Annotated in this window: 19 protein-coding genes; 8 read left to right on the top strand and 11 right to left on the bottom strand. The window is 71.4% G+C overall.

What is annotated here, in order from left to right:
* Positions 1–26: 26 nt before the first annotated feature.
* From ACFZCP_RS12930 to ACFZCP_RS12900, 7 genes are all read left to right on the top strand, one after another.
* Positions 27–836, top strand: a complete 810-nt coding sequence (locus ACFZCP_RS12930; protein ID WP_391426708.1) for an NAD-dependent epimerase/dehydratase family protein — start codon at positions 27–29, stop codon at positions 834–836.
* Between the two features lie 389 nt (positions 837–1,225).
* Positions 1,226–1,996, top strand: coding sequence for a DeoR family transcriptional regulator (locus ACFZCP_RS12925; RefSeq protein ID WP_391426707.1), 771 nt, complete (start codon positions 1,226–1,228; stop codon positions 1,994–1,996).
* Between the two features lie 95 nt (positions 1,997–2,091).
* A complete protein-coding gene (locus ACFZCP_RS12920; RefSeq protein ID WP_391426706.1) occupies positions 2,092–3,462 on the top strand; it encodes an extracellular solute-binding protein in 1,371 nt (456 codons plus the stop codon).
* Positions 3,459–4,397 (top strand): sugar ABC transporter permease, encoded by a 939-nt coding sequence (locus tag ACFZCP_RS12915; protein WP_362696719.1) that lies wholly within the window; start codon positions 3,459–3,461, stop codon positions 4,395–4,397. Before ACFZCP_RS12920 ends, ACFZCP_RS12915 begins: the two co-directional genes overlap by 4 nt.
* Positions 4,394–5,263: an ABC transporter permease subunit gene (locus ACFZCP_RS12910; RefSeq protein WP_391426703.1), complete on the top strand. Its 870-nt coding sequence runs from the start codon at positions 4,394–4,396 to the stop codon at positions 5,261–5,263. The genes ACFZCP_RS12915 and ACFZCP_RS12910 overlap by 4 nt, the downstream gene beginning before the upstream one ends.
* Positions 5,260–6,249, top strand: coding sequence for an alcohol dehydrogenase catalytic domain-containing protein (locus ACFZCP_RS12905; protein ID WP_391426701.1), 990 nt, complete (start codon positions 5,260–5,262; stop codon positions 6,247–6,249). Before ACFZCP_RS12910 ends, ACFZCP_RS12905 begins: the two co-directional genes overlap by 4 nt.
* 162 nt (positions 6,250–6,411) lie before the next feature.
* Positions 6,412–7,635 carry a TerD family protein gene (locus ACFZCP_RS12900; RefSeq protein ID WP_391426699.1) on the top strand — a complete coding sequence of 408 codons (1,224 nt, stop codon included), beginning with the start codon at positions 6,412–6,414 and terminating at the stop codon, positions 7,633–7,635.
* A gap of 63 nt (positions 7,636–7,698) precedes the next feature.
* On the opposite strand, the gene ACFZCP_RS12895 is transcribed toward ACFZCP_RS12900, so the two are convergent.
* The 6 genes from ACFZCP_RS12895 to ACFZCP_RS12870 all read right to left on the bottom strand — a co-directional run bounded on the left by ACFZCP_RS12895 (position 7,699) and on the right by ACFZCP_RS12870 (position 15,365).
* A complete protein-coding gene (locus ACFZCP_RS12895; protein ID WP_362696711.1) occupies positions 7,699–8,271 on the bottom strand; it encodes a helix-turn-helix domain-containing protein in 573 nt (190 codons plus the stop codon).
* A gap of 150 nt (positions 8,272–8,421) precedes the next feature.
* Positions 8,422–9,060: a 2'-5' RNA ligase family protein gene (locus ACFZCP_RS12890; protein ID WP_391426696.1), complete on the bottom strand. Its 639-nt coding sequence runs from the start codon at positions 9,058–9,060 to the stop codon at positions 8,422–8,424.
* A gap of 57 nt (positions 9,061–9,117) precedes the next feature.
* Positions 9,118–9,612 carry a hypothetical protein gene (locus ACFZCP_RS12885; RefSeq protein WP_391426695.1) on the bottom strand — a complete coding sequence of 165 codons (495 nt, stop codon included), beginning with the start codon at positions 9,610–9,612 and terminating at the stop codon, positions 9,118–9,120.
* Between the two features lie 402 nt (positions 9,613–10,014).
* Positions 10,015–11,598, bottom strand: a complete 1,584-nt coding sequence (locus tag ACFZCP_RS12880) for a TROVE domain-containing protein (RefSeq protein WP_391426693.1) — start codon at positions 11,596–11,598, stop codon at positions 10,015–10,017.
* 496 nt (positions 11,599–12,094) lie between these two features.
* Positions 12,095–13,546: an alkaline phosphatase PhoX gene (locus tag ACFZCP_RS12875; RefSeq protein WP_391426691.1), complete on the bottom strand. Its 1,452-nt coding sequence runs from the start codon at positions 13,544–13,546 to the stop codon at positions 12,095–12,097.
* Between the two features lie 391 nt (positions 13,547–13,937).
* Entirely contained in the window at positions 13,938–15,365 is a 1,428-nt protein-coding gene (locus ACFZCP_RS12870; RefSeq protein ID WP_391426689.1) for a hypothetical protein, read from the bottom strand.
* Positions 15,366–15,631: 266 nt separating this feature from the next.
* On the opposite strand from ACFZCP_RS12870, the gene ACFZCP_RS12865 reads away from it, so the two are divergent.
* On the top strand, positions 15,632–17,458 hold the full coding sequence (locus ACFZCP_RS12865; RefSeq protein ID WP_391426687.1) for an endonuclease/exonuclease/phosphatase family protein: 1,827 nt from the start codon (positions 15,632–15,634) through the stop codon (positions 17,456–17,458).
* Between the two features lie 7 nt (positions 17,459–17,465).
* Here ACFZCP_RS12865 and ACFZCP_RS12860 read toward each other — a convergent pair whose 3' ends face one another.
* The 5 genes from ACFZCP_RS12860 to ACFZCP_RS12840 all read right to left on the bottom strand — a co-directional run bounded on the left by ACFZCP_RS12860 (position 17,466) and on the right by ACFZCP_RS12840 (position 20,161).
* On the bottom strand, positions 17,466–18,203 hold the full coding sequence (locus ACFZCP_RS12860) for an SRPBCC domain-containing protein (protein WP_391426685.1): 738 nt from the start codon (positions 18,201–18,203) through the stop codon (positions 17,466–17,468).
* A gap of 27 nt (positions 18,204–18,230) precedes the next feature.
* Complete coding sequence (locus tag ACFZCP_RS12855; protein ID WP_391426683.1) at positions 18,231–18,836, bottom strand: helix-turn-helix domain-containing protein; 606 nt, start codon at positions 18,834–18,836, stop codon at positions 18,231–18,233.
* 116 nt (positions 18,837–18,952) lie between these two features.
* Positions 18,953–19,231: a hypothetical protein gene (locus tag ACFZCP_RS12850; RefSeq protein WP_391426681.1), complete on the bottom strand. Its 279-nt coding sequence runs from the start codon at positions 19,229–19,231 to the stop codon at positions 18,953–18,955.
* Between the two features lie 97 nt (positions 19,232–19,328).
* Positions 19,329–20,024, bottom strand: a complete 696-nt coding sequence (locus ACFZCP_RS12845; protein ID WP_391426679.1) for a hypothetical protein — start codon at positions 20,022–20,024, stop codon at positions 19,329–19,331.
* A complete protein-coding gene (locus tag ACFZCP_RS12840) occupies positions 20,021–20,161 on the bottom strand; it encodes a hypothetical protein (RefSeq protein ID WP_391426677.1) in 141 nt (46 codons plus the stop codon). The genes ACFZCP_RS12845 and ACFZCP_RS12840 overlap by 4 nt, the downstream gene beginning before the upstream one ends.
* Positions 20,162–20,250: the final 89 nt, after the last annotated feature.

The following is a 20,250-nucleotide window of genomic DNA, read 5'->3' as shown; positions in this document are numbered from 1 at the left end:
TGTGACCATCGTCAAGGAGACCGAGGATGCCCGCTCCCCGCACCGTTCTGCTCACCGGCGCCGCCGGCGGGCTCGGCACCCTGATGCGGACCCTGCTGCCGGAGTACGGCTACACGCTGCGGCTGTTCGACGTGCGCCCCCTCGACGACGCACCCGGAGCCGTCACCGCGGACCTCACCGACAAGGAGGCGCTGCGCGAGGCCGTGCGGGGCGTGGACGCGGTCCTCCACCTCGCGGGCATCTCCCTGGAGGCGCCCTTCGAGAAGATCCTGAGGTCGAACATCGAGGGCACCTACAACCTCTACGAGGCAGCGCGCCTGGAGGGCGTCCCCCGGATCGTCTTCGCCTCCTCCAACCACGCCGTCGGCTTCACCCCGGCACCGCGCCAGGGCGACCCGCTCATCCCCGTCGACACCCCGCACCGCCCGGACACCTTCTACGGCCTGTCGAAGTCCTTCGGCGAGGACCTCGCGCAGCTGTACTGGGACAAGCACGGCCTGGAGACCGTCTCGGTGCGCATCGGCTCCTGCTTCCCGGAGCCGAACAGCGTGCGCATGCTCTCGGTGTGGATGAGCCCGGCCGACGGCGCCCGCCTCTTCCACGCGGCCCTGACCGCCGAGGACGTCGGCCACACGGTCGTCTACGGCTCCTCGGCCAACACCCGCCTGTGGTGGGACCTCACGTCGGCACGTGCCCTCGGCTACGAGCCGCAGGACGACTCCGAGCCGTACGCCGGAAAGCTGATCGCCGAACAGGGCGAGCTCGACCCGCAGAACCCGGCCCACAGCCACCTGGGCGGGCACTTCGTGAACGACCCGCCGATCTGGCCGTACTGAACCGGTCCGACCAGGCTGATCCTGCCGGGCCGACAGCACGAGGCCGGCCCGACCACGCAGGGCCGGCCCGACCGGATCAGTCCGATCCGATCCGGCCATGTCGAACCGATCCGGCCATACCGAGCAGTACGAGGAGGCGGAAAACGATCGCCCACGACGGCGGGCGGGCCCCGAACGGGCCCGCCCGCCGTCGCATTCGGGCATCCCGGGCGCCCGCCCCCACCCCCGCGCCGGGCAGCCGTGCAGGTCCGAGGCGGGCACCCGACTTCACAAACGGGCACACACAGGCAGTACCGGGCCTGAAACAGGGCTGGTCAGCGCCGGACAGCCCCTGTAGAACTTCCCCCATGGGCCCGAACGGGCAGCTCCACAGGGAAGCGGGTGACGAGATGACCACCAGGACGGCGGAAGAGCGCCAGCGCGAGATCGTGCGGGCCGCACGGAACACCGGCTCGGTCGACGTCACCGCGCTCGCCGTGGAGCTGGGCGTGGCCAAGGAAACCATCCGGCGCGATCTGCGCGCCCTGGAGGACCACGGCCTGGTCCGCCGTACGCACGGCGGCGCCTATCCGGTCGAGAGCGCCGGCTTCGAGACGACGCTCGCCTTCCGCGCCACCAGCCACGTCCCGGAGAAGCGCAGGATCGCGGTTGCCGCGGCCGAGCTGCTCGGGGACGCGGAGACGGTCTTCGTCGACGAGGGCTTCACCCCGCAGCTCATCGCCGAGGCCCTGCCCACGGACCGGCCGCTGACCGTCGTCACCGCGTCCCTGCCGGTCGCGGGCGCCCTCGCCGAGGCCGAGAACATGTCGGTCCTGCTTCTCGGCGGGCGGGTGCGGGCCGGCACGCTGGCCACCGTCGACCACTGGACGACGAAGATGCTGGCCGGATTCGTCATCGACCTCGCCTACATCGGGGCCAACGGCATCTCCCGCGAACAGGGCCTCACCACCCCCGACCCCGCGGTGAGCGAGGTGAAGGCCCAGGCCATCCGTGCCGCCCGGCGCACCGTCTTCGCGGGCGTGCACACCAAGTTCGGAATGGTCAGCTTCTGCCGGTTCGCCGAGGTCGGCACGCTGGAGGCGATCGTCACGAGCACGCAGCTCCCGGCGGCCGAGGCCCAGCGCTACTCCCTGCTGGGCCCGCAGGTCATCCGGGTCTGAATTCCGCACTCACTACTCCTGCAGCCCCTCCACGCCTTGCGGTGCCCCTTATGCCCAGATATACGCAGGTATCCCCATCCATTCAGGAGCGACCCATGCGCACCCCGAGCCGACGGAGTCCGCGAGCCACGCTCGCCATGGCCGCCGCAGGGACGCTGCTCGCCCCGCTGCTCTCCGGCTGCTGGGCCGGAGCGGGCGGGACCGGTTCCGGCGGCGACTCCATCAACGTGCTGATGGTCAACAACCCCCAGATGACCGAACTCCAGAAGCTGACCGCCGCGCACTTCACGAAGGAGACCGGCATCAAGGTCAACTTCACCGTCCTGCCCGAGAACGACGTCCGCGACAAGATCAGCCAGGACTTCGCCAACCAGGCCGGCCAGTACGACGTCGCCACGCTCTCCAACTACGAGATACCGATCTACGCCCGCAACGGGTGGCTGCACGACATGGACGCGTACGTCTCCAAGGACCGGCCCTACGACGAGCAGGACGTGCTGAAGCCGATGCGCCAGTCGCTGACCGGCGACGACGGCAGGCTCTACGGGCAGCCCTTCTACGGCGAGTCGTCCTTCCTGATGTACCGCAAGGACGTGTTCGCGGCGAAGGGCCTGACCATGCCGGCCCACCCGACCTGGCAGCAGGTCGCCGGCCTCGCCGCGAAGGCGGACGGTGCACGGCCCGGCATGAAGGGCATCTGCCTGCGGGGACTGCCCGGCTGGGGCGAGCTGATGGCACCGCTCACCACCGTCGTGAACACCTTCGGCGGCACCTGGTTCGACAAGGGCTGGAAAGCCCGCCTGGACTCCCCCGAGTTCGAGAAGGCGACAAAGTTCTATGTCGATCTCGTCCGCAGTCACGGCGAGTCGGGCGCGGCCCAGTCCGGCTTCGCCGAGTGTCTCAACGACATGACCCAGGGCAAGGTCGCCATGTGGTACGACGCCACCTCCGCGGCCGGTCTGCTGGAGGCGGCCGGCTCGCCGGTCAAGGGCAAGCTCGGCTACGCGCCCGCCCCCGTCGAGCGGACGGACTCCTCCGGCTGGCTCTACACCTGGGCCTGGGGCATCCAGAAGGCGTCCCACAACCCCGACAGGGCCTGGAAGTTCATCTCCTGGGCGTCGGGCAAGGGCTACGAGCAACTGGTCGGAGGCACCAGCGGCTGGTCCGACGTCCCGGCGGGCAAGCGGGCGTCGACGTACACGAACGCCGAGTACCGCAAGTCGGCCGCCGCCTTCCAGGAGATGACGAAGGAGGCCATCGAGAGCGCCCGCCCGGACGACCCCGGCGTGCAGCCGCGCCCCGCGCCCGGCATCCAGTTCGTCGGCATCCCCGAGTTCACCGACCTCGGCACCAAGGTCTCCCAGGAGATCAGCGCGGCCATCGCCGGACGCCAGTCCACCGAATCGGCCCTCGAGAAGTCCCAGCAGCTCGCCGAGAAGATCTCCAAGGAGTACGAGGGACGATGACAGCGACGACGACGGTTCCCGTCACGGCAACCCCCGTAAGAACCATGAACCAGCCCTCGGCCCGGCTGCGCGCCTGGGCCACCCGCGGCCCGCTCCTGCCGGCCCTCGTCTTCATGATCGCGGTGACCCAGCTGCCGTTCGTGGCCACGCTGGTGATCTCCTTCTTCGACTGGAACGCCCTCTACCCCAAGGCCCGGCACTTCACCGGCCTCGACAACTACCGCCAGGTGCTGACCGACGCGGACCTGCGCCACTCGGTGTGGACGACCGTGCTGCTCACGGCGGCGGTGGTGCTGGCCAGCCTGGTCCTCGGCCTGGCGCTGGCGCTGCTGCTGGACCGGAGGTTCCGCGGCCGGGGTGCCGTACGCACCCTGCTCATCGCCCCGTTCCTGGTGGTGCCCGTCGCCGCGGCGCTGCTCTGGAAGCATGTGCTCTACAACCCCGAATACGGCCTGCTGAATGGGTTGTTGCACTATGTGGGCGGCCCACAGCCGGACTGGATCTCGCACACCCCGCTGCTCGCGGTCGAGGCCTCCCTGGTGTGGCAGTGGACGCCGTTCATGATGCTGATCCTGCTGGCCGGACTGCAGAGCCGGGACCAGCAGCAGATCGAGGCCGCACGGGTCGACGGCGCGAGCGACTGGCAGATCTTCCGCCACCTCACCCTGCCCCACCTGCGCCGCTACCTCGAACTGGGCGCCCTGCTGGGCTCGATCTACATCGTGCAGAACTTCGACGCGGTGTTCACGATCACCTCCGGCGGCCTCGGCACCGCCAACCTGCCCTACACCGTCTACCAGAGCTTCTACCAGGCCCACGAGAACGGCCTCGCCTCGGCCGCCGGCGTCCTGGTGGTCATCGGCTCGATCATCATCGCGACCTTCGCCCTGCGCGTGGTGTCGTCCCTGTTCCGCGAGGAGGTGTACGGCGCATGAGCGCAACCGCCGCACCGCGCAGCAGCGCAGCCGCCCGGCCGCGCAAGAGCCGCCGCGGACTCGGTCTCGGCCTGGTGGCCTGGCTGGCCGGGATCGTCTTCTTCCTGCCCATCGCCTGGATGGCCCTGACCTCCTTCCACTCCGAGGCGGACGCGGCGACCAACCCGCCCTCCTTCGCCGCCTCCCTCACCCTGGACGGCTACCGCGAGTTCTTCGGCACGGGCGGCGGCGCGAGCCCGTGGCCCGCGCTGATCAACTCCACGGTGGCGTCCGTGGTCTCCACGGTGTGCGTCCTGCTCCTCGCCCTCCCGGCCGCGTACGCGCTGTCCATCCGGCCGGTGAAGAAGTGGACCGACGTCCTGTTCTTCTTCCTGTCCACGAAGATGCTGCCGGTCGTGGCGGGCCTGCTGCCGATCTACCTGTTCGCCAAGAACACCGGCATGCTCGACAACATCTGGCTGCTGGTCGTCCTCTACACCTCCATGAACCTGCCGATCGCGGTGTGGATGATGCAGTCCTTCCTCGCCGAGGTGCCGGTCGCCGTCATCGAGGCGGCGCGGGTGGACGGAGCCCGGCTGCCGATGATCCTCGCGCGCGTGGTGGCCCCGATCGCCCTGCCCGGCATCGCCGCCACCGCCCTGATCTGCTTCATCTTCAGCTGGAACGAACTGCTTTTCGCCCGAGTCCTGACGGGCGTGGTCGCCGAGACCGCCCCCGTCTTCCTGACCGGCTTCATCACCAGCCAGGGCCTGTTCCTGGCCAAGGTGTGCGCCGCGTCGCTCGTCATCTCCCTGCCGGTGCTCGCCGCGGGGTTCGCCGCCCAGGACAAGCTGGTCCAGGGCCTGTCGTTGGGAGCCGTGAAATGAAGGCCGCCGTCATCGAGTCCGTGGGCCGCGCCGTCGTCACCGAGGTCCCGGACCCGACGCCAGGGGCCCGCGAGGTCGTCGTGGAGGTCGCCGCCTGCGGCCTGTGCGGGACCGATCTGCACATTCTCCAGGGCGAGTTCGCACCCAAGCTGCCCATCGTCCCCGGCCACGAGTTCGCGGGCGAGGTGGTCGGGGTGGGCAGCCGGGTCACCGAGCTCGCGGTCGGCGACCGGGTGGCCGTGGACCCCTCCCTGTACTGCTACGAGTGCCGTCAGTGCCGTGCCGGCCACAACAACCTGTGCGAGCGGTGGGCCGCGATCGGCGTGACGACGGCGGGCGGAGCGGCACGGTACGCGCTCGCCCCGGTGGCGAACTGCGTGAAGCTGCCCGAGCATGTGCGCACCCAGGACGCGGCCCTGGTGGAGCCGCTGTCCTGCGCGGTACGCGGCTACGACGTCCTGCGCTCCCGCCTCGGCGCCCACGTGCTCGTCTACGGCTCGGGGACGATGGGCCTGATGATGCTGGAGCTGGCCAAGCGCACCGGTGCGGCGAGCGTGGACGTGGTGGACGTCAACCCCGCCCGCCTGGAGACGGCCCGCCGGCTCGGCGTCTCGGGTGCCGCGGCCGGTCCGGACGAACTGGACCGTCCGCAGGGCTGGGACGTGGTCGTGGACGCGACCGGCAACGCGGCGGCGATCCAGGACGGTCTGGACCGGGTGGCGAAGGCGGGCACGTTCCTGCAGTTCGGGGTGGCGGACTACGCGACGCGGGTGACGATCGACCCGTACCGCATCTACAACCAGGAGATCACCATCACCGGGTCCATGGCGGTGCTGCACAGCTTCGAGCGGGCGGCGGAGCTGTTCGCGAACGGCGTGCTGGACCCCGATGTGTTCATCAGCGACCGGATCCCGCTGGAGCGGTACCCCGAGGCGCTGGAGCAGTTCGCCGCCGGGGTGGGGCGCAAGATCGTGGTGGTGCCCTGAGCCGATCGGCGCGGGGCAATCGGCGCAGGGCGAACAGCGCGGGGCAATCGGCGCAGGGCGAACAGCGCGGGGCGAACGAGTGCAATCGGGTGCGATCGGCTGTCGGGACGGTCGGTAAGGGAACGGTAAAGCGGTGTCGTTCGTTCACCCGGCATGACAGCTATGACCCCTGGCTCGAACATCCCTCTGGCCGTCGCCCGGGTGACGGTGGACGTCGCCGCACCGGTGCGGCTCGACGTGTCGGGCCTGCTGCTCACCGCCGACGGCAAGGTGCGCTCCGACGACGACTTCATCTTCTACAACCAGCCCGCCGGGCCGGGCGTGACGTACACGTCCGGCGGCGGTGCGGCCCCCGACGCGATCACGGTCGACACCGGCGCCGTGCCGCCGGACATCGAGAAGATCGTGGTCACGGCCAGCCCGGACGCGGCCGGCCAGACGTTCCAGGGCATCGAGCCGACGGCCACGATCCGGGATGCGGACGGCGGGTCGGCCCTGGCCACGTTCACGCCGCCCCGGCTCGGCACGGAGACGGCGCTGGTGATCGTGGAGATCTACCGCCGGGGCGGCGCATGGAAGGCCCGCGCCGTGGGACAGGGGTATGCGAACGGGCTCGCGGGCATCGCCACGGACTTCGGTGTGACGGTGGAGGAGCCCGCCGCCTCGCCCGCTGCTCCGGCGCAGCAGCCGCCCGCCCCGGCTGCCCCGCCCGCTCCTCCTGCTCCGCCCGCCCCGCCGGTGCCCGCCGCGCAGGCCCCCGCCGCACCGCCGGCCCCCGCGGCCCCGCCCGCCCCCGTGCCCGGCGCCGGGAAGATCAACCTGGACAAGGGCCGGGTGAGCCTCCAGAAGAACCAGACCGTGTCGCTGGTCAAGGGCGGACGCCCGCTGCTCTCCCTGGTGCAGATGGGCCTGGGCTGGGAGCCCGCGTTCCACGGCCGGGACATCGACCTGGACGCCTCGGTCATCGCCTACGGCCCGCAGCGCAACGCCGTCGACAGCTGCTACTTCGGCAAGCTGACGATCCTGAACGGCGCGATCAGACACTCCGGCGACAACCTCACGGGTGAGGGCGGGGGCGACGACGAGGTGATCACGGTCGACCTCGGCCGTCTCCCGCAGGAGGTCACCGGTCTGGTCTTCACCGTCAACTCCTTCTCCGGACAGAAGTTCACCGAGGTCGCCAAGGCCTACTGCCGACTCATCGACGCGGCCACCGGCGAGGAACTGGTCCGCTTCGACCTCACCCACGCCGAGCCGCAGACGGGCGTGATGATGGCCAAGCTGGTCCGCCAGTTCTCCGGCGAGTGGGACATGACGGCGATGGGCGAGTTCGTGAAGGCGCGGACGGTACGGAACATGGTCGAGCCGGGGGCCCGGGCCCTGTGACACCCTGCGGGCCGGAGCGGAGGAGACCGCCGGTGTGCCTCCCCGCTCCGGCCCGGCCGGTCCTCACCCCGCCGGCCGCAGTCCCTCCGTCAGCAGCGTCAGATAGCGGCGGATCTCACGCCCCTGTCCGTCCGCCAGCTCCGACGCCGTGGCCACCCCGTGGGCCAGCCGCAGCACCTCGATCGGCTCCAGGTCGGCCCGCAGGACCCCGGCGGCCTGCGCCGCCGCCACCAGCCGCGTCGCCGCGCCCTTCACGGACGTACCGCACGCCGTCATCGCGACCGAGCCGCCGTCCGTGACCGCCGAGCCCAGCAGGGACTTCAGACCGCGCGTCTGGATCGTGGCGACACACAGCTCGTTCAGCCACTCCGTCAGCGCCTCGCCCGGCGCCAGCTCCCCGGCCAGTTCGTCGGCGCGCGTCCCCAGGGCCTCGATCCGGTCCACGTACGCCGCCTCCAGCAGCGCCTGCCGCGTCGGGAAGTGCCGGTAGAGCGTGCCCGAGCCGACACCCGCCCGCTTGGCGATGTCGTCGAGCGACGCGTTCTCCCCATGCTCGGCGAAGGCCTCCGCCGCCACCTTCAGCAGACGCTCGTAGTTGCGCCGGGCGTCCGCACGCATGGGCCTCACCTGCGGCATCCAGATACTCCTTGCGAACCGGGAACCCTCCGAGCACTCCACCTTCCCCTCAACCCGCAGGTCGGGCAAGGGGCGAGGTCCTGGACGACGCGCTCGCCCGCAGGTCCGGCAGGGGGCGAGGTCCTGGACGAGACGATCGCGGCCGCCCCGTCACCGCCGCTCGGGCGGCTCATGGTCACCGGTGGCCGGGTCCGGTCCGGGGTCGCGGTGAACCGCGCCGGTGCCCAGCAGGACGGTGGCGCGCGCCCGCATGGGGCCGTCACCGCGGCGGGAGAGCACGGCGATCTCGGCCACGCGCGCGTGCAGGACGCCGAGCCGGGCGGCGTACTCGGCCGCGAGGACGCGGGGTTCACGGGTGCGCCCGAGCGAGAGATGCGGGGTGAAGCGCGCACAACGCCCCGTGCAGGAGGGGAACGGCTCACCCAGTGTGCGCCGGAGCTGCGTCCAGGGGGCGGCACCGGCCGCCGCGGGATCGAGCCACACGGTGGAGCAGGACCGGTGGCGGAAGGCGCGGACCCCGCTGAGCCGGATGTCGAAGGCCTCGCACTGCGCGGCCGCGGAGGCCAGCAACGGGAGCGCCGCCGGGAAGTCGTCCTCCGGGACGAAGCCGAAGAGCAGGTTCACATGGGGCGGCCAGCGGCGGATCTGCGGGTCGTGCTCGGCGCGGATCCGCTGGATGGCGGGCCACAGTCCGGCCGGGGGAAGCCATGCCACGGCGGTCCGGGGTGTGGGGGCCGACTCGATGCGGCCGAGGAGCTCGGCCGGGCCGGACGTCGGGGGGCGGGGCACACCGCCATCATGTCCCCGCCCGCCGACGGCCGCCGCCCCTCGACTCCGGTGGGTGGCTCACTCGACCGACGTGTGCACGGTCACCGAAGTGCTGGAGAAACGCTCGACTCCGGCCCCGTGCATGCGGCTGTGGCTGTGCCGGGACACCCAGCGCTGGTGAACATGGCTGGAGGCCGCGTGCTCGTGCTCGTGCCTCTTCGCCGCCGGACGCTCGTCGTCGCGCCGCATCGCCGCCGGGCCTTTCTGCTCGTGCTTCTTCACCGCGGGACGCTTGCCCTCATGTTTCTTCGCCGTCGGGCGCTTGTCCTCGTGCTTCTTCGCCGCCTGACGCTTGTGGCCGTGCTTCTTCGCCGGATGCCGGGTCGCGTGCGAGTAGGAGTGCCGCTCGCCGTCCGGGGCGCCCCACGTGACCACGGCGTCGGCCTGCGCGGTGGCCACCGCGGACACCTGCTGCGGATCATCGGAGTCGTCGGCGTGGCCGACGCCGGCGCCGAGGGCGGACAGCCCCGCGACGACTGCGGCCGTGAGTGCGGCGCGTCGGAACCTGCGCATGGTGTGACCCTTTCTCACCTGAGCGTGAAATCCTGTTTCCGTATTGATTACTCAGTGTGAGACTAGACCTACGCTTCGTAGTATCTCGCCATCTGGGATCGGGCGCCGTGTCGGCACGTTGCCCGGTGCGCCGCGCCGGCTCGTCGCGTGGGGCGGGCCCGTCCGGAATCAGCGCGCGTAGCGAGTCGTGATCAACGGGTCGTCCTGGTGAGGTCCTTGATCCGGATCATCGGGGCGCGCAGGTGGAGGGTGAGCGCGCGAGCCGGCGAGGGTGAACGATGCGGGGCGCAAGAGGCGGTGCGCAGGTACGGTCCGGCGGTCAGGGCTGGTTCTGTGCACGGTGCACAAGGGTGTGGCCCGCACCCCCCGTAGAAGTGCGGGCCACGATCGGGCCGGCCGCGGTCAGGCCGTCCATGGCCAGCGGGCGTCACGGGCGGCTTCGAGCAGGGACACCATCCGGAAGGCCGAGTCCGACAGACCCCCGAAGGTGTGGCGGTTGCCCGTGCCCGAGGGGCCGTGGCCCGCCCGGTAGCCCTCCAGGTTCCAGGTGTAGACCGGGATGTGCTCCGGGATCTGGGCGGTCGGGTCGCCGTGCCGGTGCGCCGTGTACTGCTCGTCGGTGATGATCAGCACCCGGTCGTGCTTCCTGTAGTGCCGGCGGACCGCCTCGGTGGTGTCCGTGCCTCCCAGGTCGCCGAAGCGCTCCAGGATCTTCAGCACCGACTCGCCCTTGCGGAACTCCACCTTCGCGCTGGTCGAGCCGAACTCGACCAGGTCGGCATCGGCGGCCCGCAGCGCGAGCGCGGTACCGAAGACCGCCGCCGCGTCGGCCCGGGAGAGCTGGGCGCGGTCGGACACCTGCGACCAGAACATCGAGCCCGAGCGGTCGACCAGCACCAGCGTGCGGCCCGGCAGCGCCGGCACGTTGGCCAGCGAGTGACCGAGCGCCTGCTCCAGCGGGTACGCCCAGCGCAGCGAGGGCGCGTGCCGGTACGCGGACAGGTAGCGGAAGGGGAACTGCCGCGAACGCGCCACCTGCTCCGGGTCGCTGATCCTCGCCGCGACCTGGGCGGCGACCTCGTCCGAGACCCCCGCCTCGTCGAAGTTCCGCAGGTTGCGGACCAGTGCCATCGCACCCATGGACGGGATCACGGCCTCCCAGGCCGCCTTGTCCATCGGGCCCTGGAGCCAGCCGGCCAGCGCCTCCCAGGTGATCCCGGCCGCCGCCAGCCGCTCGACGCCGTCGGGCGCGGTGACGACCGCGCGCCGCTGCTCGACGGGCAGCGCCATCAGCTCGCGGTGCGCGGTGAGCAGCGGGAGCGCGGCGGGGGGCACGGCGGTGTCCGGGTTGTGGCGCCGGTCGAGTGCGTAGCGGAACAGCTCGCCCTGCCACGGCTTGTCCGCATCAGGCGCCGCGTGCACCAGGTTGAGGATGTCGCCGAAGCGGTAGCCCTTGGACGCGGTGTCGTACTTCAGCAGCGACTTGGCGTGGTAGAGCCGTCGTACGGCGTCGGCGACGCCGCGCTTGACGGGCTTGGGAAGGGCGCGGCCGTACGTCGCCGTCCAGTAGGCGAGCAGCTCGCCGGGCTCGTCCGGGCGCTGGAGCACACGGTCCACGACCTGCCGGTTGGACGGGCCGTCGGTGGCACCCGCCGCCAGCCGGGCGTGCACGTACTCGGCGGCGCCCACGATCGAGGCCGTCCGCATGTTGCCCTCACCGCGCAGCCAGCCGAGCAGACCGGCCGTCCAGTCCGGGTCGCTGACGGCGAGATCGCGCACGAGGCGGGTGAACCGGTCGTCGCGGTCCCCGGCGTTCTCGTAGAAGGTGTTCTGCGAGACGAAGTGGGAGACGGCGAGCAGGAACAGCTCCGAGCGCGGATCGCGCTCCTGGCCCCGGCCGCCCTCGTGGGTCCGCAGGATCCGGCCGGTGGTGGTCACCGCCGACTTCAGCTGCGCCTTGGCGGTACGCGTGTTGAATCGCGCCATGGTGAATTCCCCCGAATTCATCGTGTGTTTCGGAGGGAGGCGCAGCAAATGGAGGGTGCCCGAGGTCAGGGGTCGGCGGCGGAGATAAACAACTGCTCTACCACTGAGCTACAGCACCCCGAAGGTGCTGACGGGAGTCGAACCCGCGACCGGCTGTGCCCGAAGTATCCGCTGCCTGCGCACCGGACACCCACCATGTGCTGCGCCTCCCGAGATCAGGTCGGCCACGGCGGGGATTCTCTTTGCAAAAGAAGTAGCCGTGGCATGCGCACCGGGAGGTGCATGAAGTTTTCGGTGTCCAGAGATCGAGGCCGGCGGAACCGACGTGATGGTGCTCTGACCCCTGAGCTACACCGGCGCGTCGTGCCGGTGGCGGGACTCGAACCCGCGGCCTCCCCGTTATGAGCGGAAGTAGGTCCTGCCTGTCGCACCTGGACGAGGATCACTTTAGGAGGGGGCCGCGGGAGGGGCGAGCGAATTAATCACCGCACGACGGTCAGTTGCACTTCTGGCGCTTCCAGGGGCCTGTGATGGCGAGCATGATGCCCGGGGTCTGGATGTTGGCGTAGAGGGTCCGGCCGTCGGGCGAGAAGGTGACGCCGGTGAATTCGCTGTATTCCGGCTCCTGCGCGGTGCCGATGTTCAGCTCGTTGCGGGCGATCGGGTAGGTGCGGCCGCTCTCGGTGGCGCCGAACAGGTGCTGGACGCCCTCGCCGTCCTCGGCGATGACGAGGCCGCCGTAGGGGGAGACGGTGATGTTGTCGGGGCCGTCGAAGGCGCCGTCCTGGGAGGGGTCCGGGTTCACGCCGAGCAGCACCTTCAGCGTCAGCGTGCGGCGCTTGGGGTCGTAGAACCAGACCTGGCCGTCGTGCTGGACGGGGCTCTCCGCGCGGGCGAAGGAGGAGACGATGTAGACGCCGGCGTCGCCCCACCACATGCCCTCCAGCTTGCGGGCGCGGGTGACCTGTCCGTCGGTGAACTGCTTGCGCACCGACACGGTCCTGGCGTCACGGTCGGGGACGTCGACCCAGTCGACGCCGTAGACGGTCCCGGTCCTGGTGGCGCGGGACAGGTCGTCCACGTACCTGCCGCCGGAGTCGAAGCACTTGAAGGCCTGGAGCACGCCCGCGTCGTCGGCGAGGGTGCGCAGCTTGCCGCGGCCGTGGCGGAGGCCCTCCGGCGGGGTCCAGCGGTACAGCAGGCCGTTCGGGGTGTCCGCGTCCTCGGTGAGGTAGAGGTGGCCACGCTTGGTGTCGACGACGACGGCCTCGTGGGCGTAGCGGCCGAGCGCCTTGATCGGCTTGGGGTCGCGGTTGGCCCGGCGGTCGGAGGGGTCGACCTCGAAGACGTAGCCGTGGTCCTTGGTCATGCCGTTCTTGCCGGCCTTGTCCTCGGTCTCCTCGCAGGTGAGCCAGGTGTCCCAGGGGGTCCTGCCGCCCGCGCAGTTCTGCGAGGTGCCCGCGATGCCGACCCACTCGGCCACGTGGTCGCGGCGGACCTCGACCACCGTGCAGCCGCCGGAGGCGGCGGGGTCGTAGACGAGGCCCTCGGTCAGCGGCACGGGGTACTGCCAGTTGGCCCGGGGGCCCTTGAGCTCGTGGTTGTTCACGAGGAGGGTGGCGCCGCGGGGGCCGTCGAAGGTGGCGGTGCCGTCGTGGTTGGACGGGGTCGACTCGCCCGACTCCAGCTTGGTCTTTCCGCTGTAGGTGACGACCCGGTACGCGAAGCCCTCGGGCAGCGCGAGGATGCCGTCCGGGTCGGGGACCAGCGGGCCGTAGCCGACCCCGTGGTGGTGCCCGTGCGCCGACTCGCCGTCCACGCTCTCGATGCCGTCCGTGGCGGCGAGGGCGTTCGGAGCGCTGGCGAGGGCGCCGACGCTGCCCGCCAGTGCCACCCCGGCACCGGTGATCGCGGATTTTGTGGCGAAGTCCCTGCGGGTGAGCGACATGGTCTCTCCTGTGACGGTGGGCGTGCCGTGGAGGTGGGGGCCTCGTTGCGGCGCTCACGCTCTCGCCATCCACTGAACGGGAGTTGAACACCCGGCTACTTCAGTGGCCCCTCTTCCATGAATCCGTATGCACCGCCCCATGGCAGACCAAAGCGCCGCCCATGTCCTGCCCTGCGTCGCCCTCGTCGCTCCGCCGTACCCGCACGCGGCCCGGCCCACCCCAGCGGCATGCGGCCCGCACAGGCACTCGGCCCGGCCCACCGCGCAGGCACTCGGCCCGGCCCACCGCAGGGGCGTGCGACCCGCACCGGTACTCGGCCGACCGGCCCATACGGCACGCGGCCCGGACGACGCCCTCGGGCGGTGCCGGGCCGACGTCACCCGTGCGGCTCTATCCCCCCTGCTGCGAACGGGCCTTGAACGCGGCCTTGCGCGCTTCCTTCGCCACCTTCTTGTCCGGATGCAACCGCCCCATCGCCTCCAGCACGTCCGCCGTCGCGGGATGTTCCACCCGCCAGGCCGCGGTGAAGAACCCGCTGTGCTGCTCGGCCAGGCCCTCCACGAGCGCCTGCAGTTCCTCGGAGTTGCCCTCGGCGGCCAGCTGCGCGGCCACCGTGTCGACGGTCAGCCAGAACACCAGCTCCTGCGAGGGCGCGGGAACACCCGAGGCGCCCCGCTCGCTCAGCCACACCCGGGCGAGCCCGCCCAGTTCGGGATCGTCGAGCACGTCCCGCAGCGCGGCCTCGGCCTCGGCGCCGACGAGGGACAGCGCCTGCTGACAGCGCAGCCTGCGCAGCGGCGCCCCGGCGTCGGCGCCCCGCGCCGCCGCCAGCAACTCCCGTGCCGCGGCGAGCGGTTCGCGCCGCCCCAGCCACTGCTCGGTCTCGGCCTGCGCGGCGGACTGCCCGAACTGCGAGGTGCCGTCGAGCAGCACGTCCGCGCCCTTGTCGGCGAGTTCACCGACGGCGGGCGCCTCGAACCCGGCCTCCTGCAGCCGGGCCCGCAGCCCGTACACGCCGAGCGGGGTGAGCCGGACCATGCCGTAGCGGGAGACGTCGGTGTCGTCCACCGGAGCGGCGGGCTCCTCGTCGGCGTCGGCCATCAGCGCCTCGTCGACGGGCCGGTACTCCACGAGCCCGACCGGCTCCAGCATCCGGAACTGGTCGTCCAGGCGCATCATCGCGTCGGAGACCTGCTCCAGGACGTCGTTGGTGGGCTCCCCCATGTCGCTGGGGACGATCATCGAGGCGGCGAGGGCGGGCAGCGGCACCGCGGCCTCTCCGGGGCCGTCCTCGCTGGCGGTCAGCAGATAGAGGTTGCCGAGGACGCCGTCGAGGAACTCCGCCTCGGCCTCCGGGTCCCAGTCGAGTGACGAGAAATCGACGGTGCCGCCCTCGTCCAGGGTGTCGACCAGGTCGTCGAGGTCGGGCACGCTCGCATCCGCGACGACGGTCTCCAGGGCGGTGAGCCAGACGGCGAGCACCTCGTGCGGTGAGCCCGCGGTGAGCCGGGCCAGCTCCTCGCCGGCCGCCACGGTCCCGGCCTCCTCGTCGGCGATCTCGACCAGCCCGGCGTCCACGGCCACCCGCCAGGCCTCGCTCGCGTACGCGGCGGCGTCGTCCCCGCCCAGCCCGAGCACGTCGGCGGCGGCGGGCAGCTGCTCCTCGACCAGTCCGCCACCCGCGTCCACCCGGGTCCCGGGCCCGGCCCAGCGGGCGAGGCGGGCGGCGCGGGAGAGCAACGGTGTGGACAGCGCGGCGCGTGCCAGCTCCGCTTCGGGGTGCAGCCGTACGGGCGGCAGGGGGGCGCTGTCTGACATCGGCTGGTTCTCCTCGGACCGTGAACGGACTCAGCCGCTCAGCCTAGACGGATTTCCACCCATGCCACCCGGTTCATCTCTGCGTCGGGCACCGTACATGGCCGAAACCTTGACAACTCCCGCCGCCAGGCAGGAGATTGACGCGCGTAGAAGTTGGGGGAACGACTGTTCACTCTTTTCTCTGCGTGTCACACAGGGCTACGAGCCCCGCACGCTCCCGTTCCACCCTCGTCCCGGCGCTCACGCATGTCCCCGGAGGGAATCCCTTGCCGAGCAGGTCTTCCGCGCGCCTCGCCGCGCTCATCGTCGCTGCCGTCTGTTCCGCGACGTCGGCCGTCGTCCTCACCTCGCCCGCACACGCCGACTCGGTGCGCATCCACGACGTCCAGGGTGCGACCCGAATATCGCCGTACGCGGGCCAGAAGGTGACGGACGTCCCCGGCATCGTCACGGCCACGCGCACCTACGGCTCCTCCAAAGGGTTCTGGATCCAGGACCCGACCCCGGACGACAACCCGGCCACCAGCGAAGGTGTGTTCGTCTTCACCAGCTCCGCGCCGAAGGTCGCCGTCGGCGACTCGGTCACGGTGACCGGCACGGTCTCCGAGTACGTCCCCGGCGGCACGTCCTCCGGCAACCAGTCGGTCACGGAGATCACCAAGCCGACCGTCACCACCGTCTCCACGGGCAACGCGGTCCCGGCCCCGGTCGTGATCGACAGGCACTCCGTGCCGGACGAGTACACCCCCGCGGGCGACACGGCCGCGAGCGGCTCCGTCAACGGCCTGACCCTGGCCCCGTCGACGTACGCCCTGGACTACTACGAGTCCCTGGAGGGCATGAACGTCCAGGTCGCCGACACCCGCGTGGTCACCGCCACCGACCGGTACAGCGAGCTGTGGGTCACGGTGAAGCCGCGCGAGCACCGCACCCACCGGGGCGGCACGCTCTACGGCTCCTACGACTCCCAGAACACCGGCCGCCTGCAGACCCAGTCGCTGGGCGCCACCGCCGACTTCCCGAAGGCGAACGTCGGCGACACCCTGGAGGGCGCCACCACGGGCCCGCTGGACTTCAACCAGTTCGGCGGCTACACCCTGGTCGCGAGCACGCTCGGCACGCTGAAGAGCGGCGGTCTGCAGCGGGAGACCACGCACAAGCAGGCGCGCGGCGAACTGGCGGTGGCGACCTACAACGTCGAGAACCTCGACCCGTCGGACGCCACGTTCGACAAGCACGCGGCCGCGATCGTGAACAACCTGCAGTCGCCCGACATCGTGTCCCTGGAGGAGATCCAGGACGACAACGGCGCCGAGGACGACGGCACGGTCGACGCGAGCCAGACCGTGAACAAGCTGATCGACGCGATCGTCGCGGCGGGCGGCCCGAAGTACGACTGGCGTTCGATCAACCCGGTCAACGACCAGGACGGCGGCGAGCCGGGCGGCAACATCCGCCAGGTGTTCCTGTTCAACCCCGAGCGGGTGTCCTTCGTGGACCGCGCGGGCGGCGACTCCACCACCGCCGTCGGTGTCACCGAGGTGCACGGCAAGGCGCAGCTGACGGCCTCGCCGGGGCGGATCGACCCGGCCAATGCGGCCTGGGCCAACAGCCGCAAGCCGCTGGCGGGCGAGTTCGTCTTCCGCGGCAAGACCGTCTTCGTGATCGCCAACCACCTCAACTCCAAGGGTGGCGACCAGGGTCTGACCGGGCAGTACCAGCCGCCCGTGCGCAGCTCGGAGATCCAGCGCCACGCACAGGCGACCGAGGTGAACGCGTTCGTCAAGGACATCCTGTCCGTGCAGAAGAACGCGAACGTCATCGCGCTCGGCGACATGAACGACTTCGACTTCTCCGGGACCGCGAAGATCCTGGAGGGCGACGGTGAACTCTGGTCGGCGATCAAGTCGCTGCCGAAGAGCGAGCGGTACACCTACGACTACCAGGGCAACGAGCAGGTCCTGGACCAGATCATGATCAGCCCGGCGATCCGGCGCGGCTGCGACTTCGAGTACGACAGCGTGCACATCAACTCGGAGTTCAACGACCAGATCAGCGACCACGACCCGCAGGTGCTGCGATTCCGCCCGTGACGGTCGCTCAGGACCGGCCGAACACGCCGTTCAGCCAGTCCTGCCAGGCGCCCTCGTTCGCCCGGGCGTCGGCGTCCGGCGCGAAGTCGTGCACGCTGATGCCGACCGGGGCGCCCCAGTGGCCCCGCCCGAAGAAGCGGATGAGGGCGTCGTCGGTGCGCAGTCCGATGAAGTACGGGTCGGCGTAGTCGACCACCGCGTCCAGGGTGCGCCCGCCGGGCCCCTGGGCGCTCACCTTCGCGCCCTCGGCCACGCCGTCCGGCAGGCCGAGGGCGCGGCCCACGGCGGCGAGCGCCTCGGGCGTCTGCGAGGCATCGGGGCCCTGCAGCTGCGCGAAGACGACCGGGCGGGGCGCGAAGTGCGTCAGGTACTCGCGCAGGGTGTGCAGGTAGAAGTCGTTGTGCTTGCTCGCGCCGTCGTACTGGTTGTCCCAGTCGTCGGTGAAGATCCCGCTGTGCACATAGCGCACCCAGGCGCGGCGGCCCTCCTCGCGCGGCTCGATGGTGTAGTCGATCTGGTTGACGGACTGGACCGGGAAGCCGACGTTCTCGCTGCGGTTGGTGTAGCGGTGGGGCGGGTCCCAGGCGGTGACGGTGGACCCGAAGGGTCCGCTGCCACCCACCCGCGGCTCGGGCGGGTCCATCGGCCACAGATAGCCACCGGTTCCGGTGGTGATGGCCTCCCACACCTTCTCGGGCGGGACATCGACCTCGAACTCGCGGGCGATCTCGAATTCCTTGGACATGGCGGAGCTCTCCTGCTCGAAAAAGGCTTACTGGGGGTCGAGTTCGGGCTGGTCCTTGACCGTGGGGTGGAGGGCCACGACGATCCGGTGGTGACGGCCGCCCTCGGTGCCGGGGGCGTCGTACTTGCGGATCAGGGCGCTGACGCCCGCCGTCAGCTCCTGCACGAAGGCGGCGCGGTCGGCGGCGGAGGCGAAGCGGACCTCGCCGTCCAGGGCGTAGGTCGCCAGCCGTTTGCGGGCCCTGTCGGCGCCGGTGATCAGCGCGCCGACGTCACGCACCAGACGGGCGCCGAGCGCCAGCAGCCAGCGCGCGGAGAGCTGGTCACGGAAGCGGTCCGGGTCCGGCTGCACGGGGGCGAGCGCGGCCGGCGAGATGACGTACGACGCGGCGGTCGCACGCATCAGCCGCTCGGTGACATTACCCTTGCGGCGCTCTCCGGCCAGCTCGACCAGGCCGTGCCGCTCCAGCGCCTTCAGGTGGTAGTTCACCTTCTGGCGGGGCAGCCCGACCTGGGCGGCCAGCATCGTGGCGGAGGCCGGCCCGGCGGCCAGCTCGGCGAGCAGCCGGGCCCGTATCGGGTCGAGCGATACGGCTGCGGCCTCGGGGTCCTCGATCACGGTCACATCCAGCATGCACCCACCGTCTCACCGAAAACTTTTTTTGTCCAGGTGGGTCAAGTTGTCGGTGAGAGAGCGACGCGCAGCTCCTGACCTGCGGGGTGCCGCACGAGGCGGCGTGCCGCACGAGGTCAGTGGTGCCGGCGGCGCAGCACGCCCACCGTGGCGAGGGCGGCGGCGCCGGCCGCGCCCGCGACCATCAGGGGGCGCGGATGCTTCTGGGCGGCCTGGGCGGCGCTCGACCGCAGCTGCACGGTCATGGCGCCGGCCTTGTCCCTCAGGTCGGCGGCCCGGGTCAGCGCCCGGCCCTTCACATCGGCCCTGCCGAGCCGGCTACGGGCCTGCTCGAACTGGCGCCGCAGTTCGTCGGGGCCCTTGGCTCCCGAACCGTGCGGGATTCTGTGCGTCATCGGTGTGCCCTTTCCCTGATCACGTCCGGCTGGACGCATCCGATCGCGGTGTCCGCCTCCTCTCCGTACGCATCTGCGGGTGTCCGCCCGAAGACCGTCAGCCCTGCTCCGCTCCCCCGGCGCCGCGTCCGCCGAGACGGGCCAGCTGGGTCTGGAACCAGTCGAGGCGCGCCTGCAACAGGGCCGCCTCGGCGACGAGTTCGGGCACCCCGAGGTCATCGTCTCCCGCCGGCTCCGCACGGGGGGCCGCCGCGGCCGCACCGCTCGCGACCACGCGCAGCCCCTCACCGGCCAGCCGGGCGAATCCGGCGAGCGAGAGGGACGTACGCCCGCGTACGCAGCCCGCACAGGCGGACGCGAGGGCCCGCCAGCCGGGTCTGCCCCAGCCGGCGTCGGCGAGCGCGACCGCGGCCGAGCCGCAGGCGCACGGGCCGGCGGCCGCCGTGCGCACCCGCTGCCGGGCGTAGCGGAAACCGCGCTCGAAGCGGATGTAGGCGCCGAGCACGCAGACGTCGAGCAGCAGCGCTGCCCGGTGCTCCGCGGTGCACAGCAGGGCCTCGGCCGCCGCACGGTCGTGCACGCAGTGGAAGCCGCAGTCGCACAGGCGCGCGGGCGGCCGGTGCCTGCGCCCGTAGACGCAGGCGGCGTCGTCGAGGACGCCGTACGGCAGCGCGCCGCCCAGTGACACACCGGTGAACCCGGCCCGGGTGCCGTCCTGGGACAGCACCGCGTGCGCGATCTTGTAACCGGTCGGCGGCTCCGCCGGGCGTTCCTCCGGGAGCCGGAGCCTCATCGGCCCGCCGGCACCTCTTCGCGGTCCGGCTCGGCCGGTGCGGTGAGGGTGTTCCCCCCGGGGAGCTGCGGCTCCTCGTCGTGGACGACCGGCCGCTCCTCGGCGACTCCGGTGGCCAGTGCCTTGCCGAGCTTCATGGTGCCTCCCATGACCGACGTCGAAGACCGTCCGGGCCCATAGTGACCCATGAAGGGCCGAGTTGGACACACGACCGTCGGCCACCCTC

This window comes from Streptomyces sp. NPDC007971, from assembly GCF_042958635.1.
Lineage (GTDB): Bacteria > Actinomycetota > Actinomycetes > Streptomycetales > Streptomycetaceae > Streptomyces.
Note: the sequence above shows the minus strand (reverse complement) of the source record. Positions and strands in the feature narration are given on the sequence as shown.

Coding starts and splice junctions, on each gene's coding strand:
- ACFZCP_RS12930 (WP_391426708.1), top strand. CDS start 27: ATGCCCGCTCCCCGCACCGTTCTGCTCACCGGCGCCGCCGGCGGGCTC.
- ACFZCP_RS12925 (WP_391426707.1), top strand. CDS start 1,226: ATGACCACCAGGACGGCGGAAGAGCGCCAGCGCGAGATCGTGCGGGCC.
- ACFZCP_RS12920 (WP_391426706.1), top strand. CDS start 2,092: ATGCGCACCCCGAGCCGACGGAGTCCGCGAGCCACGCTCGCCATGGCC.
- ACFZCP_RS12915 (WP_362696719.1), top strand. CDS start 3,459: ATGACAGCGACGACGACGGTTCCCGTCACGGCAACCCCCGTAAGAACC.
- ACFZCP_RS12910 (WP_391426703.1), top strand. CDS start 4,394: ATGAGCGCAACCGCCGCACCGCGCAGCAGCGCAGCCGCCCGGCCGCGC.
- ACFZCP_RS12905 (WP_391426701.1), top strand. CDS start 5,260: ATGAAGGCCGCCGTCATCGAGTCCGTGGGCCGCGCCGTCGTCACCGAG.
- ACFZCP_RS12900 (WP_391426699.1), top strand. CDS start 6,412: ATGACCCCTGGCTCGAACATCCCTCTGGCCGTCGCCCGGGTGACGGTG.
- ACFZCP_RS12895 (WP_362696711.1), bottom strand. CDS start 8,271: ATGCCGCAGGTGAGGCCCATGCGTGCGGACGCCCGGCGCAACTACGAG.
- ACFZCP_RS12885 (WP_391426695.1), bottom strand. CDS start 9,612: ATGCGCAGGTTCCGACGCGCCGCACTCACGGCCGCAGTCGTCGCGGGG.
- ACFZCP_RS12880 (WP_391426693.1), bottom strand. CDS start 11,598: ATGGCGCGATTCAACACGCGTACCGCCAAGGCGCAGCTGAAGTCGGCG.
- ACFZCP_RS12875 (WP_391426691.1), bottom strand. CDS start 13,546: ATGTCGCTCACCCGCAGGGACTTCGCCACAAAATCCGCGATCACCGGT.
- ACFZCP_RS12870 (WP_391426689.1), bottom strand. CDS start 15,365: ATGTCAGACAGCGCCCCCCTGCCGCCCGTACGGCTGCACCCCGAAGCG.
- ACFZCP_RS12860 (WP_391426685.1), bottom strand. CDS start 18,203: ATGTCCAAGGAATTCGAGATCGCCCGCGAGTTCGAGGTCGATGTCCCG.
- ACFZCP_RS12855 (WP_391426683.1), bottom strand. CDS start 18,836: ATGCTGGATGTGACCGTGATCGAGGACCCCGAGGCCGCAGCCGTATCG.
- ACFZCP_RS12850 (WP_391426681.1), bottom strand. CDS start 19,231: ATGACGCACAGAATCCCGCACGGTTCGGGAGCCAAGGGCCCCGACGAA.
- ACFZCP_RS12845 (WP_391426679.1), bottom strand. CDS start 20,024: ATGAGGCTCCGGCTCCCGGAGGAACGCCCGGCGGAGCCGCCGACCGGT.
- ACFZCP_RS12840 (WP_391426677.1), bottom strand. CDS start 20,161: ATGAAGCTCGGCAAGGCACTGGCCACCGGAGTCGCCGAGGAGCGGCCG.